Origin of the sequence: Sporosarcina ureae (assembly GCF_002101375.1) — a bacterium.
In the GTDB taxonomy this organism is placed as follows: Bacteria; Bacillota; Bacilli; order Bacillales_A; family Planococcaceae; genus Sporosarcina; species Sporosarcina ureae_B.
The window spans coordinates 2,129,094-2,148,160 of the sequence record NZ_CP015207.1; the positions used below are offsets into that span (position 1 = coordinate 2,129,094).

Below are 19,067 nucleotides of genomic sequence, written 5' to 3' on the forward strand. Positions count from 1 at the left end.
AGAGTGGGTAAAACAATAGTTTGGTTCCGAAAAGATTTACGTTTGCATGATCATCCTGCATTGGTGGAGGCGGCAGCGCATGGTGAAGTGTTGCCCGTTTTCATTTTGCCAGAAACGCGCTATGCAGCATCCGATTGGTGGCTGCATCACAGCTTGCTGGAAATAATCGAACGCTTTGCGAAGCAACAAATTCAGTTCGTGGTGCGTCAAGGGCAACCTGTCGAACAGCTGATGAAGTTGCTAGATGAAAGCGAAGCCGATCAGCTTGTGTTCAATGAATTATATGATCCCGAAAGCCGGGAAGCAGAACGTATAGTAGCGGAGGCTTGTGAGGAAAGACGTGTTCAAGTGCGTTCATTCCAAGGGTCATTACTCGTTGCGCCTGATGCGATTTTCAATAAAACCAATCAGCCGTATAAAGTATTTACACCGTTTTGGAAGAGACTGCGACAAGAACTGATAGCGACACCGCTCGCGACTCCTGAACTCATGCCGTCTACTGCTGAACTTCAGTCATTGCCTTCCGATGAATGGGGTTTGTTATCGGATGTTCGTTGGTATGACAAGCTCGCAAATCATTGGCAACCTGGAGAAAGAGCCGCGATGAAGTGTTGGGAAACGTTCCGAGACTGTGGCTTGTACGATTATTTAGTAGGACGGGATCTCCCCGCCCAATCTAGTGTTTCACGAATGTCGCCTTACTTGGCTTGGGGGAATGTAAGTGTACGTTCGCTATGGCACGGCGCGTTAGTTGCAGCGGAAGACGTCGGTGATCAACAAGTGGAAGCGTTTATTCGCCAATTGGCGTGGCGGGATTTCGATAATTACCAGCTACTGTACTTTCCAGAGATGTTGACGAAACCTGTGCGACCAGAGTTTGAAAAATTTCCGTGGCAACTAGCTGATGATCAGCTGGAGGCTTGGAAAACAGGACGTACCGGTTATCCGTTAGTCGATGCCGGAATGCGTGAATTATGGGAAACAGGCTATATGCATAACCGTGTGCGAATGGTCGTAGCTTCCTTTTTGATTAAACATTTATTGATCGACTGGCGTGAAGGTATGGAGTGGTTTGAAGAGACGCTGGTGGATTTGGATCTAGCGAACAACGCGATGGGATGGCAATGGGTGGCGGGCAGCGGTTTTGATGCTTCGCCGTACTTTAGGGTGTTTAACCCAATCCTTCAGGCCAAGAAATTTGATGAAGAGGCGCGGTATATAAAAAAATGGCTGCCCGAGTTGACGGACATGCCAGTAAAGTATGTATTTCAACCGGCAGAAGCACCGAATGATGTCTTGGAATCAGCAGGAGTAACGATTGGTACATCCTATCCGGCTCCGATTGTGGACCACCAAGCTGCCCGTGCCCGTGCATTGGCAGCGTATGATACATGTAAAAATTCTTAAATTTCATCGATAGATTCAAGCAGATGAATATGTTGTAAATTCAGCCGGTCAGCCCAAATGAACGCTCCGTATCCACCTAGATAAAATTCGGTATGAGGATGTTGGCCTGCAAACTCGTCTAACTCTTGTATCATCTGTGGATTCTCTTCAAATGGAAACGTAGTGGATGCCGACAGCAACACTTTGACAGGCTTGATCTTTTCTATAAGAGACTGGATCGCGCCCGGAGCCGGCGATGATCCAATCATCGCTGTACGCCAACCTTTTAGCATCAGTTGCAGTAAAAAAATATGCACCGGAATTTCATGTGATTCGTTAGGGAGGCAAGCGCCAAGCAGTATGGGCGAGTCTTCTCGGTATTGGAAGTTGCGCCGTAGCTGGACGAGTTGATCGCGTACAACCAGACTCGACAAGGCTTCTTGATATTCGTCCCATTCACCACTTGCCCAGAGATCGCCTACTTCCTGCAAAAATGGAATGACGATTTGCTGAAGATAATGTTCAAGTCCTAATCGATGATAGGCGGCTTGCAAGGAGAAGTTTAATTCTAGCTCATCACAATTTTTACCGTGGCGTAATAAGTCGCTCAATGTATCCTCTACATACGTATTTTCTGGATTCAATGGAAGTGTGGAGTTTTTCTGGGATTTCGCCATTTCGGCTGCTTGCGATAGCGCAAAACCATCTTCTGCGTAACGTTTCATCAGCAAAAATAACCGGATATCCTCGTCGTGATAAATTCGATAGCCATTATCTAGTCGCTGTGGAATAACGATGTCATAACGTTCTTCCCACTTCCTCAAAACTTGCCGCGACAAGCCTGTTTGATCTGCAACCTGTTTAATTGTATACGTAGGGGCTTCAGATGATGGCTTCAAAGTGATCAACCTTTCTTTATACTATAAGTAGCGATCCAATATCGCCCGATTCTACATGTCTAACATTATACATAGATTTGACGAGTTAAGTCAAATCTGTTATTTTTACAGTGTAGGAAGGTGTCTAGATGAAAACTAAATATATTGTACAAGGTATATGGATTGGCCTCTTAACTGGTGTTTTTCTCGCTATGTTCTTAAAATTTATGCAGTCAATTACAGGTCACAAAGTATATACTTTGTTATTGAATGTTGATTACATACCTATCGTAAAAGAGTATGCATTTCCAGAAGTGATTGAAGTGTTTTTCCATCTAATTGTTTCAATTGTTCTCTGTATCATATTGGTGATTCTGTATGATAAGAGTAGTGGTTTCATTCGTAATCATGCGATATTGTTCCCTTTTCTAGTAAATTTAGCCATCGGATTATTATTGTATCCGACAACTTCTTTTTCTGATCGTACGCCCCCTGTCACGAATATGGTTTCCTTGTTCTGGTGGATGGTCGGACACGCTGTCTATGGTTTCTTCGTAGGAGTTTTGATCAGCAAGAAATCAAAAAGTATAAAATAAGTCTATACCCATCAATTATTCTAGTGTTTATGGGTAGATCTATGTATAATCAAGTAAACTAAACATTGTACAAAGTATTAACAACCTAGAAGCCAGCAGCTTGTTCGTGCCAGTGGAAGAAAAGGAGAATTCCAATATGTGGAGTACGAAAAAACGCAAAACCCCATCACTAGTCCGACCTATTTCCGCTGTTCCTATCAACTTGCAAGTACCTACTAAAGAGATTCAATTGCAGTTAGATGCTATTCAATTAAGTGAGCGAGATTTACAACTTTTACGTGCGTTAAAAGGCCCGATGAACGACCGGATGGATGAAATTGTAGAAGCATTCTATTCTAGTGTGATAGCCGTTCCTACATTGTCTCAAATGATTAAAAAGTACAGTACAACCGATTATTTACGTAAGACGCTAGCTATACATCTCGCGGGATTATTCGACGGTGTGATTAATGAATCCTATTTGATCAATCGAAGTAAAGTAGCTGGTGCTCATTTACGCATTGGTTTGGAACCTAAATGGTATATCGCGGCTTTTCAAAACTTGCATTCAACGATGCTCGATATATTATTTGATTTAGAATTAGATCGTGCAGAAGAGCATGAAATGATTGTGGCGTTAAGTAAGATTTTGAATTTCGAGAAGCAGTTGGTTCTTGAGGCATTCGAAGAGAGTACGAATGACGCAATTCATGCAAATCAGCAACAAGTGAAAAATAGCGTCAAGCAACAAATTGGTAGTATTGCGCTGGAGATTGAAGGGAAGTCCGAGTCAACATATGCAGTCGTCAACGATTTGATTGAGCAATCTACCGTACTCGAAGGGGAAATTCAAGAAAGTATTGTCCGTTCCGAAACTTCAGTAGATCAAGCGCAGTCTGGAATCGAACAGATGGCACAGATGGTGGTCACTTCGGAGACGATCGTTAAGGAAACACAAGGCATGGCGGCATTAATTGAAGAACTGAATCGTTCATCCATTCAAATTGAAGAAGTCGTTCAGTTAGTGAAAAATATAGCTGATCAGACCAATCTCTTAGCACTGAATTCTGCAATTGAAGCGGCACGTGCGGGTGTCCATGGAAAAGGTTTCGCGGTTGTGGCGGATGAAGTCCGAAATCTAGCTGATCAGACGAAACGTTCGACAGATAATATTGCACAACACGTCGCGCAGTCGAAGGCGAAGACACGAGCCGTTCATGATGCGATAGATACCGTCACGAAGTTTGCGGATATGGGCATGAAAGAAACGGAAACAACTAGAGAAACATTTCGGAACATAACAGAGACGGTTCATTTGACGATTGACGATATCCAGCATTTTTCAGATCATATGAAAAATTTGCAAGGCGTCATTACATCAATTGGCGATGTATCGAAAGAAGTCGTTTCAACTTCTTATGAGTTGGAAGAAGCGATAAATGTCCTATAAAAGGAAGTGAGTCTGCATGTTTTTAGCCTGGAGCGAAATAAAAAAGAATAAATTACGGTTTTTACTCATTACATCGATTTTGCTATTGGTGTCTTTCCTCGTGTTCTTCCTATCCGGACTGGCAAATGGATTAGCCAGCATGAACAGAGAAGCGATCGATACATGGAAAGTCGATGCCGTTTTACTGACAGAGGAATCTGATAAGAGTTTGTATGAATCGGCACTTAACAAGGAAGTAGCCGAAGAGTTGAATGCGAAAGAAACGGCTGTTGTCAGTCAAATGGGTGCCATCGCAAACAATGGTGCCACCAAGCAAAATGTGATGCTCTTCGGTATTGATAGAGAAGAGTTCATCAAGCCGGAAGTCAGTGAAGGAGACCCGACATTTTATGTTCAAAACGGTGTCGTGGCATCTGATGTGTTAAAAGATGAAGGCTTTAGAATCGGGGACACACTCGAGTTGTCTTCATCTGATACGGAACTGACAATTGTCGGCTTTACAGAAAAGGCTCGTTTCAATGCATCGCCTATTCTCTATATGAAGTTAAATGATATGCAGAAAATTAAATATGGAGACGCCTATACAATGAATAAAGACATGGTCAATGCGATTGTCATCAAAGACAAAGACTGGGATACACTTTCCTTGCCTGACAATACGGAAATCATTGAAACGGAAACGTTTATTGAGAATCTGCCAGGTTATACAGAGCAAAATTTGACGTTAACGTATATGATTTACTTCCTATTCGTCATTTCAGCTGCTATCGTTGCGATTTTCCTGTACGTATTGACAGTACAAAAAATCAGTATGTTCGGTCTGATGAAGGCGCAAGGAATTTCCAGTGCTTATTTGGCAAGATCAGTAATCGCGCAGACGTTCATTCTTGCGTTGATCGGGGTAGTCCTCGCGTTCGGTCTGACGTTGCTTGCGGGAAGCTTCCTGCCAAATGCAGTACCTATCATGTTTGATATACCTACCATGATAATTTATGGTTTGGTCTTAATAGTAGTGGCAATTCTCGGAGCAGTCATTTCGGTTTGGACGATTATCCGAATTGATCCGCTAGAAGCGATAGGAGGGTAAACGATGGTACTGGAATTACGAAATACAAAAAAGACGTTCGGTGAAGGCAATACGTTAGTCGAAGCGATGAAAGAGACAAATTTCGTAGTTGAGCGTGGTGAATTGGTGGCAGTCATCGGTCCATCAGGGTCAGGAAAAAGTACGTTCCTGACAGTGGCTGGCGGTCTACAATCTCCAAGCGAAGGCCAAGTCATCATTAACGGGAAAGAATTATCGCAACTGAATGAAAAGCAACGTTCAAAAATCCGTTTACAGGAAATCGGATTTATATTGCAGGCTTCCAACCTCGTGCCGTTTCTAACTGTCGACGAGCAACTTGAATTGCTGAATAAAGTAAAGAGAGGCAATATGTCGAAAGACGAGCAACGTAAGTTATACGAGGATTTGGGTATTACCAAGTTGCACAAAAATTATCCTTCTGATTTATCGGGTGGTGAACGGCAGCGTGTGGCGATTGCTAAAGCGTTGTTCAGTAAGCCAGCAATTCTTTTGGCAGATGAGCCTACCGCTTCACTTGATTCGGATCGGGCGTTCGAGGTAATGGAGTTATTGCGTAATGAAACGAAGACCAATCAGACGGCGACCATTGTCGTGACACATGACGTGCGGTTGATTAAGTACGTGGATAAGGTGTACAAGATGACGGATGGTGTGTTAAGGCTGGAGAGTGTGGCTGAGGCGGATTTAAATGAGTGAGTGGAATGCTCGGTAAATAATAAAAATAAACGCTTCGGACGGCTATTTATGGCTTTCCGAAGCGTTCTTTATTGGGTATGCTCATGAAATTGGGGTGAGTGATCTATACACGGGGGGAAGCGCTCTATGCCATGTGTTAAGCGCTCTATCACACGTGTTATCCGCTCATAGTCCGTGGGTGGGTGCTCTATGCCACTTGTTAAGCGCTCTATCACACGTGTTATCCGCTCATAGTCCGTGGGTGAGTGCTCTATGCCACTTGTTAAGCGCTCTATCAGACGTGTTATCCGCTCATAGCCCGTGGGTGAGTGCTCTATCCCACGTGTTAACCGCTCTATCACACGTGTTATCCGCTCATAGTCCATGGGTAACCGCTCTATCCCACGAGGTAGCCGCTCTATCAAACGTGCAAACCGCTCATAGCCCATTCACGAACGCTCTAAACCCCAAGCATTACCCCAATAAACCGGAGATAATCTTCCGGGCTACCATGATATCCTTCGTTCCATGCACCAACATCCGGCCATCACGGAATAATACGAGTCGATGATCGTTGTATTCACAGGAAACCAAATATGGATTTTGCTTTAAATTAGAAACAATACCGCGAATCGATTCGGCGAATGGTAATAGTTCCACTTGTCGGTGCTTCGGCCAGGTTAGTTGTACAGTGTCGCGTCCACACAGCACGGCAGTCCGAATGACTTCATTGGCAGACAGATAAGGGTAGACAGGAGTGGCTGAGCAACTTGGACAACTGGGTTTCTTCATACTTTGCACGTCCATTGCAGCACGTTCGCCTGTCCAAAGATCGACGGATTCTAGACGCGGTTCCATCGACGCGCCCGTTATACACTTCAGCAATTCGGCGGTTTGACGGGCGGCTGTCGTGACGACGATTGGCGAGATGACGCCGACTGTATCGCATGTCAATGACTGTGGCGGTAACGCTTCGAGCAGACAATGTAAGCAGGGTGAGCCTTCTTTTACACCAATAGGAAACGTCAGCCCGTAGCTCCCGACGCAAGCACCCATGAAGAAAGGGATGCCTAGTTGTAATGCGGCGTCATTTGCCAGTAATCGAGTTTCGATATTATCTGTGCCGTCGAGAATGAATTGATGGCCTTCGAATAATTCGAGGATGTTTTCTGGCGTCACATCCGCCACAATCCCACGCACTTTCACATCGCTGTTGATAGCGCGCAATCGACTTTCCGCAGCAATTGCTTTTGGCAATTGATCGATGACATCTTGTTCCGTGTATAATTGCTGTCTATGGAGATTGGTCCATTCCAAAATATCGCGATCGACAATCGTCAGTTCACCGACACCTGCCCGGACTAGCATCTCCGCTCCAGAAGAACCGAGTGCACCCGCTCCTAAGACGAAAACTTTTGCTTCACGAATACGCTGTTGCCCAACCAGTCCGATCGGTGCAAATAGTTCTTGCCGGGAATATTTGCCAATCAATTTGTCACAAGTCCTTCAGTGGGACTGCTAGCCACACCATAGTCACGTACTGGCATACGTCCTGCCTTATAACCGAGACGTCCCGCTTCAATCGCCATCTTCATTGCGGCTGCCATCATGACAGGATTTGCCGCTTCTGACACTGCTGTATTTAACAAGACACCGTCTGCTCCGAGCTCCATCGCGAATGCTGCGTCTTTTGGTGAGCCAACGCCTGCATCGATGATAACGGGGACATTGGACTGCTCAATGATGAATGACAGATTCAGCGGATTCAGAATGCCTCTGCCTGAACCGATTGGCGCAGCGCCCGGCATGATGGCATGAACGCCTAATTCGCATAGTCTTTTTGCGAGTACTACATCGTCTGACGTATAAGGCAATACAATAAAGCCTTCCTCTAATAGCATTTCAGAAGCACGTAATGTTTCTACAGGGTCTGGCAGCAATGAACGGCTGCACCCAATGATTTCAACCTTTACCATGTCACAAAGTCCGGATGCTTTTGCGAGACGCGCGATATGTACGGCTTCTTCTGCTGTGCTTGCACCTGCAGTATTTGGAAGCAATGTATAGCGAGTTAAATCCAATTGCTCTAGAAAATTAGGCTGCGATGCTTCAAAAATATCCATGCGCCGTACCGCGAATGTGAGGATGTCTGCTTCTGATTCTGCGACTGCCTGCTTTTGTATATCAAATGAAGGGTATTTCCCTGTACCTAATAATAAACGTGAAGAGAATTCTTTATCTGCAATTTTTAACATCTTCATCCGCCTCCTACAAAATGAATGATTTCAATTTGGTCTCGATCCATAATCGGTGCATCGTAGTACTCTTTTTGCAAAATTTCTTTGTTTTTCTCCACAATCAAAATACGATCACCAAGTCCTAAATGCTCAAGTAACTGCTGAATCGTCCTTACTTCCGGAACGACTGAATACGACTTTCCGTTCAGGTCAATCATTTTCTCCATTAAACGCCTCTCCTTTTCTATAACTCTGTAAAACGTTTAGTGACCGCATAGGGGATAATACAGCCGCGCCTGCTACGTTGTTTCGCTGCAAATCAGGCAAATGATGTGGCTGAATTCCGCCGATTGCATATACGGGAATCGAACTACACTTCGCAATAGAAAACAATTCGTCGGTACCGCGTGCTGGTAGGCCAGGTTTTGATTTTGTTTCGAAAACATGCCCGTATAAGAGCCAATCTGCTCCTTCTGTCGTAGCTTTTTTTGCCTCTTCTATTGAATGAATCGAGCAGCCGAATGTTAGCTCGGGAAACTTCCGACGTGCATCCCGTACACTCATGCCATAGCCCGGCAACTGCACGTTCGAAAGGTTTAGCTTGCTGGCTACGTAAGGTCTGGCATGTATAATGAGCTTTTCAAGTGGGAATCCACTATTCGCAAGACGTGAAATCACATCTATCAGTTGTTCATCTGTCTTGGACTTTTCACGCAAGATCATAGCATCCAGAAACGGTATTGTCTGTTGCAAGTGAAGTGTTAGTTCATCAAGCGAAAGACGGTCATCGGTCACGCCAAGTAATTTCATTCATGCCCCTCCAATAGAAAAAACCACTTCCCGAATCGGAAAGTGGTGGATGTGTCGACAGAAATACATACGGAACGACTCGCCACTTCCCTCCGCAGGTGCTAACCTGTTCAGGTAATAAGGGTTTCAGAGCCACACTCTTTTCTCAGTCCTTGTAAAGGATTCCCCTAATGGTCAAAATATTTCATTTTCAGAACTAGCGTATCATGTGTGTGAGAGAATGAAAAGAGTTTCTTCATAAAAATTAGAAGATGATTGCGTCAAACTATTTTATTCATTTGCCTCAATTCACTTGTATTAATTATCCTACGTATAAGATTATTTTGTGAAAACGACCTGGACGTCCATCAACTTTTGTCAAACAATACTTTTTCTTCTCGTCAAAGTGCTTTATACTGAATAGGTAGTACACATTTATGAATAGAGGAGAATCGTACGGATGAAATTAACCTATTCTGGTAAAACGAAAGACGTCTACCGCTTGGAAGATGGCCACGTGCTATTGAAATTCAAGGATGATGTAACAGGGGAAGATGGTGTATTTGATCCAGGTGCCAACACAGTAGGCCTGACGATTGAAGGTGCCGGGAAGTCTGGACTTCGCATGACGAAATACTTTTTCGAGAAATTGGAGGAGCAAAACGTACCGACACATTACATCGATGCCGATCTGGATGAAGTGACGATGACGGTGAAGCCTGCTACGGTCTTTGGTAAAGGATTAGAAGTGATTTGTCGATACCGTGCGGTCGGAAGTTTCTTGCGCAGATTCGGTGCATACGCTGAAGAAGGACAAGTACTGGATGCTTACGTGGAAGTGACGCTGAAAGACGATGAACGTCAAGATCCACCTGTTTCGGAAGATGCTTTGGCACAACTTCACATTTTAACGCATGAAGAATATGCGACACTTAAAGAATTAACAAAGCAAATTTCTGAAGTAGTGCGAAAAGAGATGGCGGAAAAAGGTTTAGAACTATATGATATCAAATTGGAATTCGGTCGCGATCCTGAGCGCAACATCATGTTGATCGATGAAATTTCAGGAGGCAATATGCGCGTTTATCGAGGCGATACATATATTGAACCAATGGAATTAGAAAAGATATTATTCTCATAAAATTTGACCGGAAACGAAAAATGTTTCCGGTTTTTTATATTTCTTATACTGGCAACCAGTGTGTGTGGCGATACATAGTTTGCTTTTTCACCAGTGTGCAGTAGTGAATTCTAGCTAATGAAAGGGCCTTTTCTATCAGCGAAACTTTAATCTGTCTGCGGCTTTCATTTATTTGTTGGAAGGGGGAAGCGGTTGCGCTCTATGTTTGTCGTTAAGCGCTCAATGTGTCTGTGTAAACGCTCTATGTCGGGCGTAAAGCGCTCAATGTCACGAGGTAACCGCTCTATCCAGTCCGCGATCCGCTCTTAAAATGATAGATACATGTTAGAATTTTGAGAAATGGGGTACACTACACACTATGAGTTCATTATCCAATCAGTAATGAACAATGAATTACATAACTTATACAAGGAGGAATTTAATGATGTGGAAATTATCAAGTATTGCATTGAGCTCAGCGTTATTGATGGCAGCTTGCGGGGGCGCTACGGATGAAGGAAATGAAAAGGAAAAAGAACCGGTGAACGGCACAGGTGATCCAGTTGTAGAAGAGGAGACAGTGGAGCCTGAAGTGATGGCGCCGGTTATAAATGTGGATGGAGAAGAAATTGGTTCTGTAACGCTAACGCAAGGGCCATCTGGAGTAGCAATGGATATCGATGTATCCGGCCTTGAGCCAGGAGAACACGGTATGCACTTCCATGAAACCGGCGTCTGTACTGCACCGGACTTTAAAGAGTCTGCTGGCGGTCATTTCAACCCAACAGATAAAAAGCATGGATTAGAGAATCCAGAAGGACACCACGCAGGAGATTTGGAGAATCTTGTGGCGGATGAAGAAGGTAACGCAAAAGTTACTGTGACGACAGATGCAGTTACGCTTGAGTCTGGAAAAGAAAATTCGTTAATGGATGAAGATGGAAGTGCATTGATTATCCATGAAGGCGCAGATGATAACATTACCGATCCAGCAGGCAATTCAGGAACACCATTTGCTTGTGCAGAGATTACATCTGAGAATATGAAGTAAGAGGTAAGGCAGGATGTCCCGAGGTGTGGGGCATCCTTTTTTCGCGTGGACGAAGTCTTAATCGAAATATATAAGAACTGGATAATCTGTATTTACAAGGGGTTTCAATCCTAATGATAAAATGGAAGAATGCATATCACCATCCTTCTTTCTAACGGTCTCTTCATTCCCACAGACGAAAAAAAGAACGCCCTCCCGGAAAGGGGCGTCCTGTTGATTATCGAACGATCGCGATAATCCCTTCTGCATCATCCAGCTTTAGCTGAATGCCTGCTGCCATCGGATCTTGATCGAGATACTGCTCAATCCAAAGGCGAAGCGCTTCGACGAGACGGGAGGTGTCCAAGTGATGCATTTTGCCATTAAGCTCTGCATCTGCTGAAAACCCAGTGTCGTCATCGTAAGCAAGTTCGACTTCCACGTCGTCTGGCATTGCACGTGACTCTTTTGCAATTAAGACACAAACCGCATTCACTACGTCTTGTTCGTAGATTATCTGTTGTTCCATTGATTCATATCCTCATTGCGTTTACGCTCTTTCTCTTTGAAGATCGCGAAAATCTTGCGAACCATGTAAATGATGAAGACAATCGCTAACACGTTAATCAGCAAGCCCATAATGGAGCCAAGCATACCCATATTCGCAAACAAGCTACCGAATAATAGACCTGCAAGTCCACCGACGAATAGACCTTTCATCAAGCCGCCACCCATTCCGCCTGGCTTCTTCGCTGTGTTACCTGCTGTTGCTTTATCATTACTTTGATTGGTGTCTTGTTTCTTTTCTGCTTTATTCGGTTGCACACGATTTGGTGTACTGAAACTCTTCTTACCGGACTTATAGCCACGTGCTTCGGCAGTAATTTCATCTTGGAAGATGATGTTCCCGATTGGCGACAAAATCAATGTCGCAGCGAGGAAAAATGCAGCAAATTTTTTCAATTGAAAATCTCCTTTAGTGCTGTAATGAAGGTCTTGGATTTACCAAAGCCCTTCTCTTTATTTTACTGGATAACTGATCGTAATGAAAGGAAATTCCCTTACTTGGCGAAGAAGTTTTCTGTATAAAATGGCTGTTCTTTGTCATTAAAGTCTACACCGATCCCAATGAACTGGTAGTCACGGATTAATATGTTTTCTCTATGGCCTTTTGAATTCATGAGCCCTTCATGTGCGAAAATACTACTTGATTGACCGTAAGCTAGATTTTCACCCGCACTGACGAACGTTACTCCTTGCTTTTTCATCCGGTCGAAAGGGGACTCGCCTTGTAAGTTTTCATGACTGAAGTAATCTTGTACTGCCATATCTGTACTATGCAGACGGGCTGTTTCGGATGCAAGTTCGTCCCATGTTAAAATGGAGCGGCCATGTCGAACTCTTGCCGCATTCGTCAAATCAAATAGTTGCATCTCAAAGCCTTGACGCATCGCATCGTTTTGAGGGGCATAGAGCGCGGACTTTTTTTGCTCTAGCGAATCGGCTATTAATTGTACTGCAGTTACGGTATTCGCATTATGCAGATCATAAAAGACGTAGATATAGAGACCGTCGGAATGAAAGATATCCATGCCTTCATCATTTTGCAACTTATAGATGTTTGTCCCTTTACGTATTTCAGAGATCGGTTCGCCGAGACCTTCACGTATTTCCGCTTTCGGCACACCATACTCGATGCCGATGGATGAAGCGATGAGGCGATCATTTGTATAGAGCGCATTGACGCGACGTTTGATATCGTATGACAACATGACGAAGTTCTGATAATTGTCATGGAACGTCAGCCATTCCGTTCCGTATTCATTGACGGATTTTCGCATAGGTTCACCGAGCTTTTCCTTCACTTGCGCTTCGGTTGTGCCAATTTCGATATTGTGGATGGAAATAATGCCTGTTGCCGGTGCATCGAGCACAGGTTGGGCCACTTCATCTGGGGGACTGCTTCCGACAGCTTTATCGGAAACGAATGTAATAAAATCGACAATCGATTCTTTTGTATAGTCAAGCGCAGATCCAACTACTTCCTCGTTCAGCACGGATTCTACTTTGGCATCAAGCGGTTCGAGAAACGATAAGTCCACGTATTCCGATACCGGGCCTTCCCATAGAGGCTTGAAGGCGTAGAGTAGTACTGCGAGAAAGAGTAACTGAAACAGGCGTTTTATCATAAGAAACCCACTCCTCCATCATATTATACTCTGTTTCACCCTCAGCAATACAGTGGTAACTATGAAATGTTGAAAATTTTCCTACAGAGTAGCAGGAAAAAGGGTATACTAAAAAAAGAATGGAAGTTTGGAAGGAGTGGATGGCATGTTCGGTGGCGTGAGCAGTGTACCTTCCTGGTTTTATATAGTCGCATTTGCAGTCGTCATATTGATTGTCCTGATTACGGAATGGCGAACAAGATGAAGAATGAATTTCATTAGAAAGAAGGAAAAAATATGTTAACATTTGAAGAAAAACAACAGATTATAGAAGAGTTCCCGGAGTTAGTGAAGAAAGAAGTGTCTATGAAACGCTTGAACTATCATTATGAAGAGTCGTTGTATGATAAAACGGTAGTCGTGCAGCATTTGCACCCGAACGGTAATGCATTTGTCTACGTGGCAGATGTTCAAGGTTATGAAGCAGATGACCGCGGTCTAGTCAATGTACGCGATTACTCTGCGGATGAATTCCGTGCAGTGATCCGCGCGGCAATTGAAGGATTGGCGACAGAGGTGCAAGAACCTGAAACAATCGCAGAGACTTGGCAAAATTCCAATGGTCAAATGCTGACGCTTCTTGAAGAAGATGGCTTCTTTAATATTTATCATGAAGTCAACTTAGAAGAGGGCTTCGGAGATTACGGTGAGGCGGCAAGTTATTTGAAAGAAGAAGGCTTTTCCGTCAAAACGAAATAACAGCTACAGGGGTGATATCGAATGAAGGGTAAAACAGTTGCGATTTGGATGATCGTGGTGTTGATTGTGGCGGTAGTGGGCGTCGTGTTAATGGTGCAAGCTACCTTCAAAAGTAATCCAACACAAAAAAATCATCAATCAATGGACAACCAGTCGTATACCGAAATCGGTACGTTTGGCTGGCAATAAAAAGTAGAATGACTGCCAGGGATGTACTATTCCTGGCAGTTTTTTGTCGTGTGGAGTTAGTGGTTATGCGAGTACCATCGCCAACGCGTCTCAGCAAATGAAAAAAGCCGCTCAAGTATTCCGGTCAACCTGGACGGAATCTTGCGCGGCTTCATTTTATTTCTTGATGCTATTTTGCTGACTAGTTGATCGGTATAGGCCTTTGCCAAACGGTAGCCACCAGTTCCACTTGCCGAACAGTTTCATTAAGCTTGGCACGAGCAATAGTCTAATAATCGTCGCATCGATCGCCACTGCGACTGCGATACCTACGCCGATTTGCTTCACTGGCATGACGTCTGTAAACGCGAAAGCGCCTGTCAGAACGATCATGATGAGCGCGGCGGACGTAATGACTTTACTTGTCGTGGCCAATCCCTCAACCGTCGACTTATCATTATCGAACGACTGCGCGAACTCTTCTTGCATCCGCGAAATGAGGAATACTTCGTAGTCCATACTTAAGCCGAATACTAGACTGAAGACGATGACTGGGATGATGAGCGCTACGGTACCTGGATTTAATCCGAAGTGGCCGTACTGGAATATATAGACGAGAATGCCGAATGTAGCCGACAATCCGAGAATATTCATCAGAATCGCTTTCACCGGAATAATCAATGAACGGAACGCGAACATCAAGATGAAGAAAGTAGAGACGATAATAATCAGCAACACGTATATGATTTGATCCGCTATTTCATCGAAAATTTCCTGGTTGAACCGCGGTTCACCACCAAGCAAAATATTAAAGCCTGTATCTTTCTCTGACCAGTCACGAACCCAGTCTTGTGCTTCGTTCGAACTGCCGGCAGCGTTTAATGTCACTGGAATGAATAAACGGTTACCACTATCGGTGAAATTCTTCAGCACGGGATTGAGTTGGTCGTACATTTGTGGAATACGCAGAGTTTGCTCCCATTCAGAGACGTTATCGATTCCACTGATCGTAAAGACAGTCGAAATATCTTTGACTAATGGGTCATTCGTTAACTGGTCCTGTAATGCGATCATATCGCCGAGACCTTCTGTCGTCTTCCAGCTGCCGTCACGCTCTGCGATCAGGAACACGGTACTCTCGTCGCCTAAACCAAATTCATCTTCAAGTTGTTCAAAGGCTACACGTGTATCAAATGATTCCGGCAATGAATCAATCTGTGGAATCGTCAATTCCATATTTTTCACTGGAATTACAGCGATGGCGAGTAACACAAACGCAACGATTGCAATCGTCACGGGACGCTTGATCACATAATGCGCAAACTTTCTCCAACCGTTCGCCTCTTCGCTACGCTCTTTCAGCAGACGTCCTTTATGGATGCGTTCGCCAAGCATCAGCAGAACGGAAGGCAACAGAGTAAGTGAAGAAACGACTGCCATACCTACGACAATCATTCCCCCAAGTGCGATATTCATGAAAATATCCACTTTGATAAGAAGCATCGCACCGAGTCCGATGAACACACAAATAGCTGAGAATATTATCGAACGGCCTGCAGTGCGAATCGTCATAATGATAGAATCTGACACGCTGCGTTTAGTAAGTTCTTCCCGATAACGACTAATGAATAATAACGCAAAGTCGATAGAGAGGGCGAGACCGAGCATCGGTACGATATTCAGTACGAAGATGGATAGGTCCACCGTATTGCCGAGCAGTGCTAAAATGCCGAGAGTAGAAACGACTGTGCCGATTCCGACGATCAATGGAACGAATGAAGCAACGATCGTACCAAACGCAAACAGTAGCACGATGATCGCAATCGGCAAACCGATCGCTTCAGCTGTCATCAAGTCACGTTGGCTAGCTTGGTTGACGTCGTGTTCAAATGCTCCTCCGCCTGTGAGTGTTACGCCTTTTTGACCATCCATCTCGTCGCGGATATCTTCCACGACACGCGGCATATCATCAGGCGCTTTATCGAATTGGAGCAGGGCATAGGATAAGTCTTTTGAATACTGTTCTTTTTCAGTAAGAGGGGATACGGTATCCGACACGACCCCGAGTTTTTCCAGCTGATCAAGTGACGCATCGATTTCTGCATCGGATTTTCCGTCAAATACTAAAAATAAAGACTCAGCAGGTAAACCGAAGTCTTCCGAAACGATCTTCATCACGTGTTCATGCTCACCGTCTACGCGGAAGCCATCTCCTGCAAGCAAGCCGGGTAACTGAATAGCGAAATACGCCATCACACCAAATAGCAAAAGCCAAAATGTGAAAATCCATTTATATGATTGAGTTACAAACTTCCCAAAACGTTGCAATGTCATTCCTCCTCACTCTGTGAATCAAGTCCATTATTCACTTGTCTATGCTTATCATAACAATGAAATATAGAGAAGTGTTATGAAAATATGGAAAAAGTGCACAAAAAAACCACTTCCTAAAAGGAAGTGGTTTGTATAGGTAAATTAGTTTTTAGTAACGTTAGTTGCTTGAAGTCCGCGTTGTCCTTGTTCGATCTCGAAAGACACGTCTTGACCTTCTTCTAGAGTTTTGAAGCCATCACCTTGGATAGCTGAGAAGTGTACGAATACATCGTCGCCATCTTCACGTTCGATGAAGCCATAACCTTTTTCTGCGTTAAACCATTTTACTTTACCTTGTTCCATGTTTGTTTCCTCCTCGTGCACACTCGTGTACACATTGTATTACTATCCTTGCTCAATTTCTAAAAAACGGTCGAGATAAATCGTAGACCAACGTCGAACAAAAATAATTCTTCTTTATCATAACAAGAAAAGTCAGAAATAGCAAGTGGAAAGATTAGTACAAAGGAAGGACTGTTTGGATTTTCATGTCATTATAGGAAAAGTGTGAATATTTTATAGACGACTGCAGCCATTAATGCAGAGATTGGCATCGTGATAATCCACGTCAAAACAATCTTCTGTGCGACTCCCCATTTCACGCCTTTTAAGCGTTGCGCTGAACCGACTCCCATAATAGAAGAAGAGATTACGTGCGTCGTGCTGACAGGTAAATGAAGAAGTGTGGCACCGAAAATAATGACTGCGGAGTTCAAGTCTGACGCAATCCCGTGAATCGGCCGGATTTTCATAATCTTGCCGCCAACGGTCTTGATAATCTTATAACCACCGATTGACGTACCGATACCCATCGCAGTAGCCGCCGCAATTCGTACCCATAGCTGGATATCATCGGTTGTCTGTAATTCTGCCGCTATCAAAGCCATCGTAATAATACCCATCGCTTTTTGCGCGTCATTCGTACCATGCGTGAACGATTGAATCGCAGCCGTACCGATTTGCATGTAACGGATACGGCGGTTCGCTTTGAATAAATTACGGTTCTTTAATACCATCCGTAATAGGGTCATGACAAGAAATCCACCAACTAGTGCAATGATAGGAGATAGCAACAGTGCTTGGATGATTTTGATGAAGCCACTGTAATTCAGAATGCCAAAACCCGCTGCCGCAATCGCCGAGCCGGCAATGGAGCCGATCAGTGCATGCGAAGAGCTGGAAGGGATTCCGAAATACCACGTGACCAAGTTCCAGATGATCGCGGAAACGAGTGCTGCCAAAATGACGAGCGATCCGTTTTCCAATACGAACGGATCGACGATATCTTTCGTAATGGTTTTCGCTACGCCTGTGAATGTCAGCGCTCCGATGAAGTTCATCGAGGCGGCCAGCATGATCGCAGTCCGAGGTTTCAATGCCCGTGTCGATACAGATGTAGCGATCGCGTTAGCTGTATCGTGGAAACCATTGATGAAGTCGAACGCCAAGGCAAATATCACGACGAGAATGGTTAGTATGAGAATCGTATCCATCGGTCAGGACTCCTTATGCGTTGCGCATGATGATTGTTTCAATATTATTTGCCACGTCTTGACAAAAGTCTGCGGTATCTTCAAGTAGTTCATACAAATCTTTCAGTTGAATGATGCGGATCGGATCTTTTTCGCGAAGGAACATTTGCTTGATGGAAGTTCGCAAAACTTCATCGCAAATACGTTCGTACTCTTTGATTTGCACAGCATGCGAGCGCATCTCAACCAACTTTTTCTTCGTCAGCAATTCCATCGCAAGAACGATTTCATCGGTACTTTTCATGATGTTATTGATGAATTTCTGCATGTATTCATCAATTTCGATGAGAGAGAACATCTCAAGGTTCGCAAGGAAATGCTCCATGCCATCCAAAATATCATCCATGGCAATCGCAATATTCAAAATATCTTCCCGTTCAATAGGTGTCATGAACGACGTATTTAGTTTGGTTATCAATTCATGAATCAGCGTGTCGCCTGCCGTTTCATACTCTTTCATTCGAATACTAATTTCTTTCAGGTCTGACACAGAATGGACTTTAGAATCGTTCGCATAGTGCATAGATGCCTGCACATGTTTCGCGATGTCTAATAATGCTGTAAAAAATGGATCGGGTTTACGTGGACCTAGCATTTGAATTCCTCCATTTATTGTTGACATCGATAGTTATTACATCATACAAAAAACGTGTGTAAAAAGATAGCGAATAGTGTAGAAATTGTGCGAAAGTTAGGTGGGGTCCCTTAAGAAAACTTAGTAAATCTAATCAGGGCTTTATTTGGTGGAATATTGTTAAGTTATTGTAAAGATGTATAAGAATTGTTGAAAAAAAATGTGGACATGAGATGATCGCAGTAAAGGATTATATAAATGGAAAG

The 19,067-nt window shown here is 43.9% G+C and carries 21 protein-coding genes and 1 riboswitch; of the genes, 9 read left to right on the plus strand and 12 right to left on the minus strand.

What is annotated here, in order from left to right; translation table 11 throughout:
• Nucleotides 1-3: 3 nt before the first annotated feature.
• Complete coding sequence (locus tag SporoP8_RS10530; RefSeq protein WP_198165996.1) at nucleotides 4-1,407, plus strand: cryptochrome/photolyase family protein; 1,404 nt, start codon at nucleotides 4-6, stop codon at nucleotides 1,405-1,407.
• Here SporoP8_RS10530 and SporoP8_RS10535 read toward each other — a convergent pair.
• Nucleotides 1,404-2,285, minus strand: a complete 882-nt coding sequence (locus SporoP8_RS10535) for a MerR family transcriptional regulator (RefSeq protein WP_158232352.1) — start codon at nucleotides 2,283-2,285, stop codon at nucleotides 1,404-1,406. The genes SporoP8_RS10530 and SporoP8_RS10535 overlap by 4 nt on opposite strands.
• Nucleotides 2,286-2,413: 128 nt before the next feature.
• On the opposite strand from SporoP8_RS10535, the gene SporoP8_RS10540 reads away from it, so the two are divergent.
• The 4 genes from SporoP8_RS10540 (at nucleotide 2,414) to SporoP8_RS10555 (ending at nucleotide 6,072) form a co-directional block, all read left to right on the plus strand.
• Complete coding sequence (locus SporoP8_RS10540; protein ID WP_085132455.1) at nucleotides 2,414-2,860, plus strand: hypothetical protein; 447 nt, start codon at nucleotides 2,414-2,416, stop codon at nucleotides 2,858-2,860.
• Between the two features lie 136 nt (nucleotides 2,861-2,996).
• Nucleotides 2,997-4,289 carry a globin-coupled sensor protein gene (locus SporoP8_RS10545; protein ID WP_085132456.1) on the plus strand — a complete coding sequence of 431 codons (1,293 nt, stop codon included), beginning with the start codon at nucleotides 2,997-2,999 and terminating at the stop codon, nucleotides 4,287-4,289.
• Nucleotides 4,290-4,305: 16 nt separating this feature from the next.
• Nucleotides 4,306-5,376 (plus strand): ABC transporter permease, encoded by a 1,071-nt coding sequence (locus SporoP8_RS10550; protein WP_085132457.1) that lies wholly within the window; start codon nucleotides 4,306-4,308, stop codon nucleotides 5,374-5,376.
• Nucleotides 5,377-5,379: 3 nt separating this feature from the next.
• Nucleotides 5,380-6,072, plus strand: a complete 693-nt coding sequence (locus SporoP8_RS10555) for an ABC transporter ATP-binding protein (protein ID WP_085132458.1) — start codon at nucleotides 5,380-5,382, stop codon at nucleotides 6,070-6,072.
• 453 nt (nucleotides 6,073-6,525) lie between these two features.
• Here the strand turns inward: SporoP8_RS10555 and SporoP8_RS10560 are convergent, their stop codons facing one another.
• From SporoP8_RS10560 to SporoP8_RS10575, 4 genes are read right to left on the minus strand one after another with little or no spacing between them, the layout of a single operon-like run.
• Nucleotides 6,526-7,542: a ThiF family adenylyltransferase gene (locus tag SporoP8_RS10560; protein WP_085132459.1), complete on the minus strand. Its 1,017-nt coding sequence runs from the start codon at nucleotides 7,540-7,542 to the stop codon at nucleotides 6,526-6,528.
• Nucleotides 7,539-8,312, minus strand: coding sequence for a thiazole synthase (locus tag SporoP8_RS10565; protein WP_099627712.1), 774 nt, complete (start codon nucleotides 8,310-8,312; stop codon nucleotides 7,539-7,541). The genes SporoP8_RS10560 and SporoP8_RS10565 overlap by 4 nt, the downstream gene beginning before the upstream one ends.
• Nucleotides 8,309-8,515: a sulfur carrier protein ThiS gene (gene thiS / locus SporoP8_RS10570; RefSeq protein WP_085132461.1), complete on the minus strand. Its 207-nt coding sequence runs from the start codon at nucleotides 8,513-8,515 to the stop codon at nucleotides 8,309-8,311. Before thiS ends, SporoP8_RS10565 begins: the two co-directional genes overlap by 4 nt.
• Complete coding sequence (locus SporoP8_RS10575) at nucleotides 8,499-9,098, minus strand: thiamine phosphate synthase (RefSeq protein ID WP_085132462.1); 600 nt, start codon at nucleotides 9,096-9,098, stop codon at nucleotides 8,499-8,501. Before SporoP8_RS10575 ends, thiS begins: the two co-directional genes overlap by 17 nt.
• Before the next feature lie 70 nt (nucleotides 9,099-9,168).
• Nucleotides 9,169-9,277: riboswitch (TPP riboswitch) on the minus strand.
• A 260-nt stretch (nucleotides 9,278-9,537) separates the two neighbouring features.
• Between SporoP8_RS10575 and SporoP8_RS10580 the strand changes: the two genes are divergently transcribed.
• Both SporoP8_RS10580 and SporoP8_RS10585 read left to right on the plus strand, forming a co-directional pair.
• Complete coding sequence (locus tag SporoP8_RS10580; protein WP_085132463.1) at nucleotides 9,538-10,218, plus strand: phosphoribosylaminoimidazolesuccinocarboxamide synthase; 681 nt, start codon at nucleotides 9,538-9,540, stop codon at nucleotides 10,216-10,218.
• Between the two features lie 421 nt (nucleotides 10,219-10,639).
• Entirely contained in the window at nucleotides 10,640-11,248 is a 609-nt protein-coding gene (locus SporoP8_RS10585; RefSeq protein ID WP_085132464.1) for a superoxide dismutase family protein, read from the plus strand.
• A gap of 217 nt (nucleotides 11,249-11,465) precedes the next feature.
• On the opposite strand, the gene SporoP8_RS10590 is transcribed toward SporoP8_RS10585, so the two are convergent.
• From SporoP8_RS10590 to SporoP8_RS10600, 3 genes are all read right to left on the minus strand, one after another.
• Complete coding sequence (locus SporoP8_RS10590; RefSeq protein ID WP_085132465.1) at nucleotides 11,466-11,756, minus strand: DUF2653 family protein; 291 nt, start codon at nucleotides 11,754-11,756, stop codon at nucleotides 11,466-11,468.
• The gene (locus SporoP8_RS10595) at nucleotides 11,741-12,190 is read right to left on the minus strand and encodes a hypothetical protein (RefSeq protein WP_085132466.1); all 450 of its coding nucleotides are present in this window, start codon (nucleotides 12,188-12,190) and stop codon (nucleotides 11,741-11,743) included. The genes SporoP8_RS10590 and SporoP8_RS10595 overlap by 16 nt, the downstream gene beginning before the upstream one ends.
• Before the next feature lie 98 nt (nucleotides 12,191-12,288).
• Nucleotides 12,289-13,416, minus strand: a complete 1,128-nt coding sequence (locus SporoP8_RS10600; protein ID WP_085132467.1) for a CAP domain-containing protein — start codon at nucleotides 13,414-13,416, stop codon at nucleotides 12,289-12,291.
• Between the two features lie 276 nt (nucleotides 13,417-13,692).
• Between SporoP8_RS10600 and SporoP8_RS10605 the strand changes: the two genes are divergently transcribed.
• Both SporoP8_RS10605 and SporoP8_RS16545 read left to right on the plus strand, forming a co-directional pair.
• Nucleotides 13,693-14,154 (plus strand): hypothetical protein, encoded by a 462-nt coding sequence (locus tag SporoP8_RS10605; protein WP_085132468.1) that lies wholly within the window; start codon nucleotides 13,693-13,695, stop codon nucleotides 14,152-14,154.
• A gap of 21 nt (nucleotides 14,155-14,175) precedes the next feature.
• Complete coding sequence (locus SporoP8_RS16545) at nucleotides 14,176-14,343, plus strand: hypothetical protein (RefSeq protein WP_157111248.1); 168 nt, start codon at nucleotides 14,176-14,178, stop codon at nucleotides 14,341-14,343.
• Between the two features lie 156 nt (nucleotides 14,344-14,499).
• On the opposite strand, the gene SporoP8_RS10610 is transcribed toward SporoP8_RS16545, so the two are convergent.
• The 4 genes from SporoP8_RS10610 to SporoP8_RS10625 all read right to left on the minus strand — a co-directional run bounded on the left by SporoP8_RS10610 (nucleotide 14,500) and on the right by SporoP8_RS10625 (nucleotide 18,822).
• Nucleotides 14,500-16,656 (minus strand): MMPL family transporter, encoded by a 2,157-nt coding sequence (locus tag SporoP8_RS10610; protein WP_198165997.1) that lies wholly within the window; start codon nucleotides 16,654-16,656, stop codon nucleotides 14,500-14,502.
• Between the two features lie 141 nt (nucleotides 16,657-16,797).
• On the minus strand, nucleotides 16,798-16,998 hold the full coding sequence (locus SporoP8_RS10615; protein WP_009766462.1) for a cold-shock protein: 201 nt from the start codon (nucleotides 16,996-16,998) through the stop codon (nucleotides 16,798-16,800).
• 191 nt (nucleotides 16,999-17,189) lie between these two features.
• Entirely contained in the window at nucleotides 17,190-18,188 is a 999-nt protein-coding gene (locus SporoP8_RS10620; protein ID WP_085132470.1) for an inorganic phosphate transporter, read from the minus strand.
• A 13-nt stretch (nucleotides 18,189-18,201) separates the two neighbouring features.
• Nucleotides 18,202-18,822 carry a DUF47 domain-containing protein gene (locus SporoP8_RS10625; protein ID WP_085132471.1) on the minus strand — a complete coding sequence of 207 codons (621 nt, stop codon included), beginning with the start codon at nucleotides 18,820-18,822 and terminating at the stop codon, nucleotides 18,202-18,204.
• Between the last annotated feature and the right edge of the window lie 245 nt (nucleotides 18,823-19,067).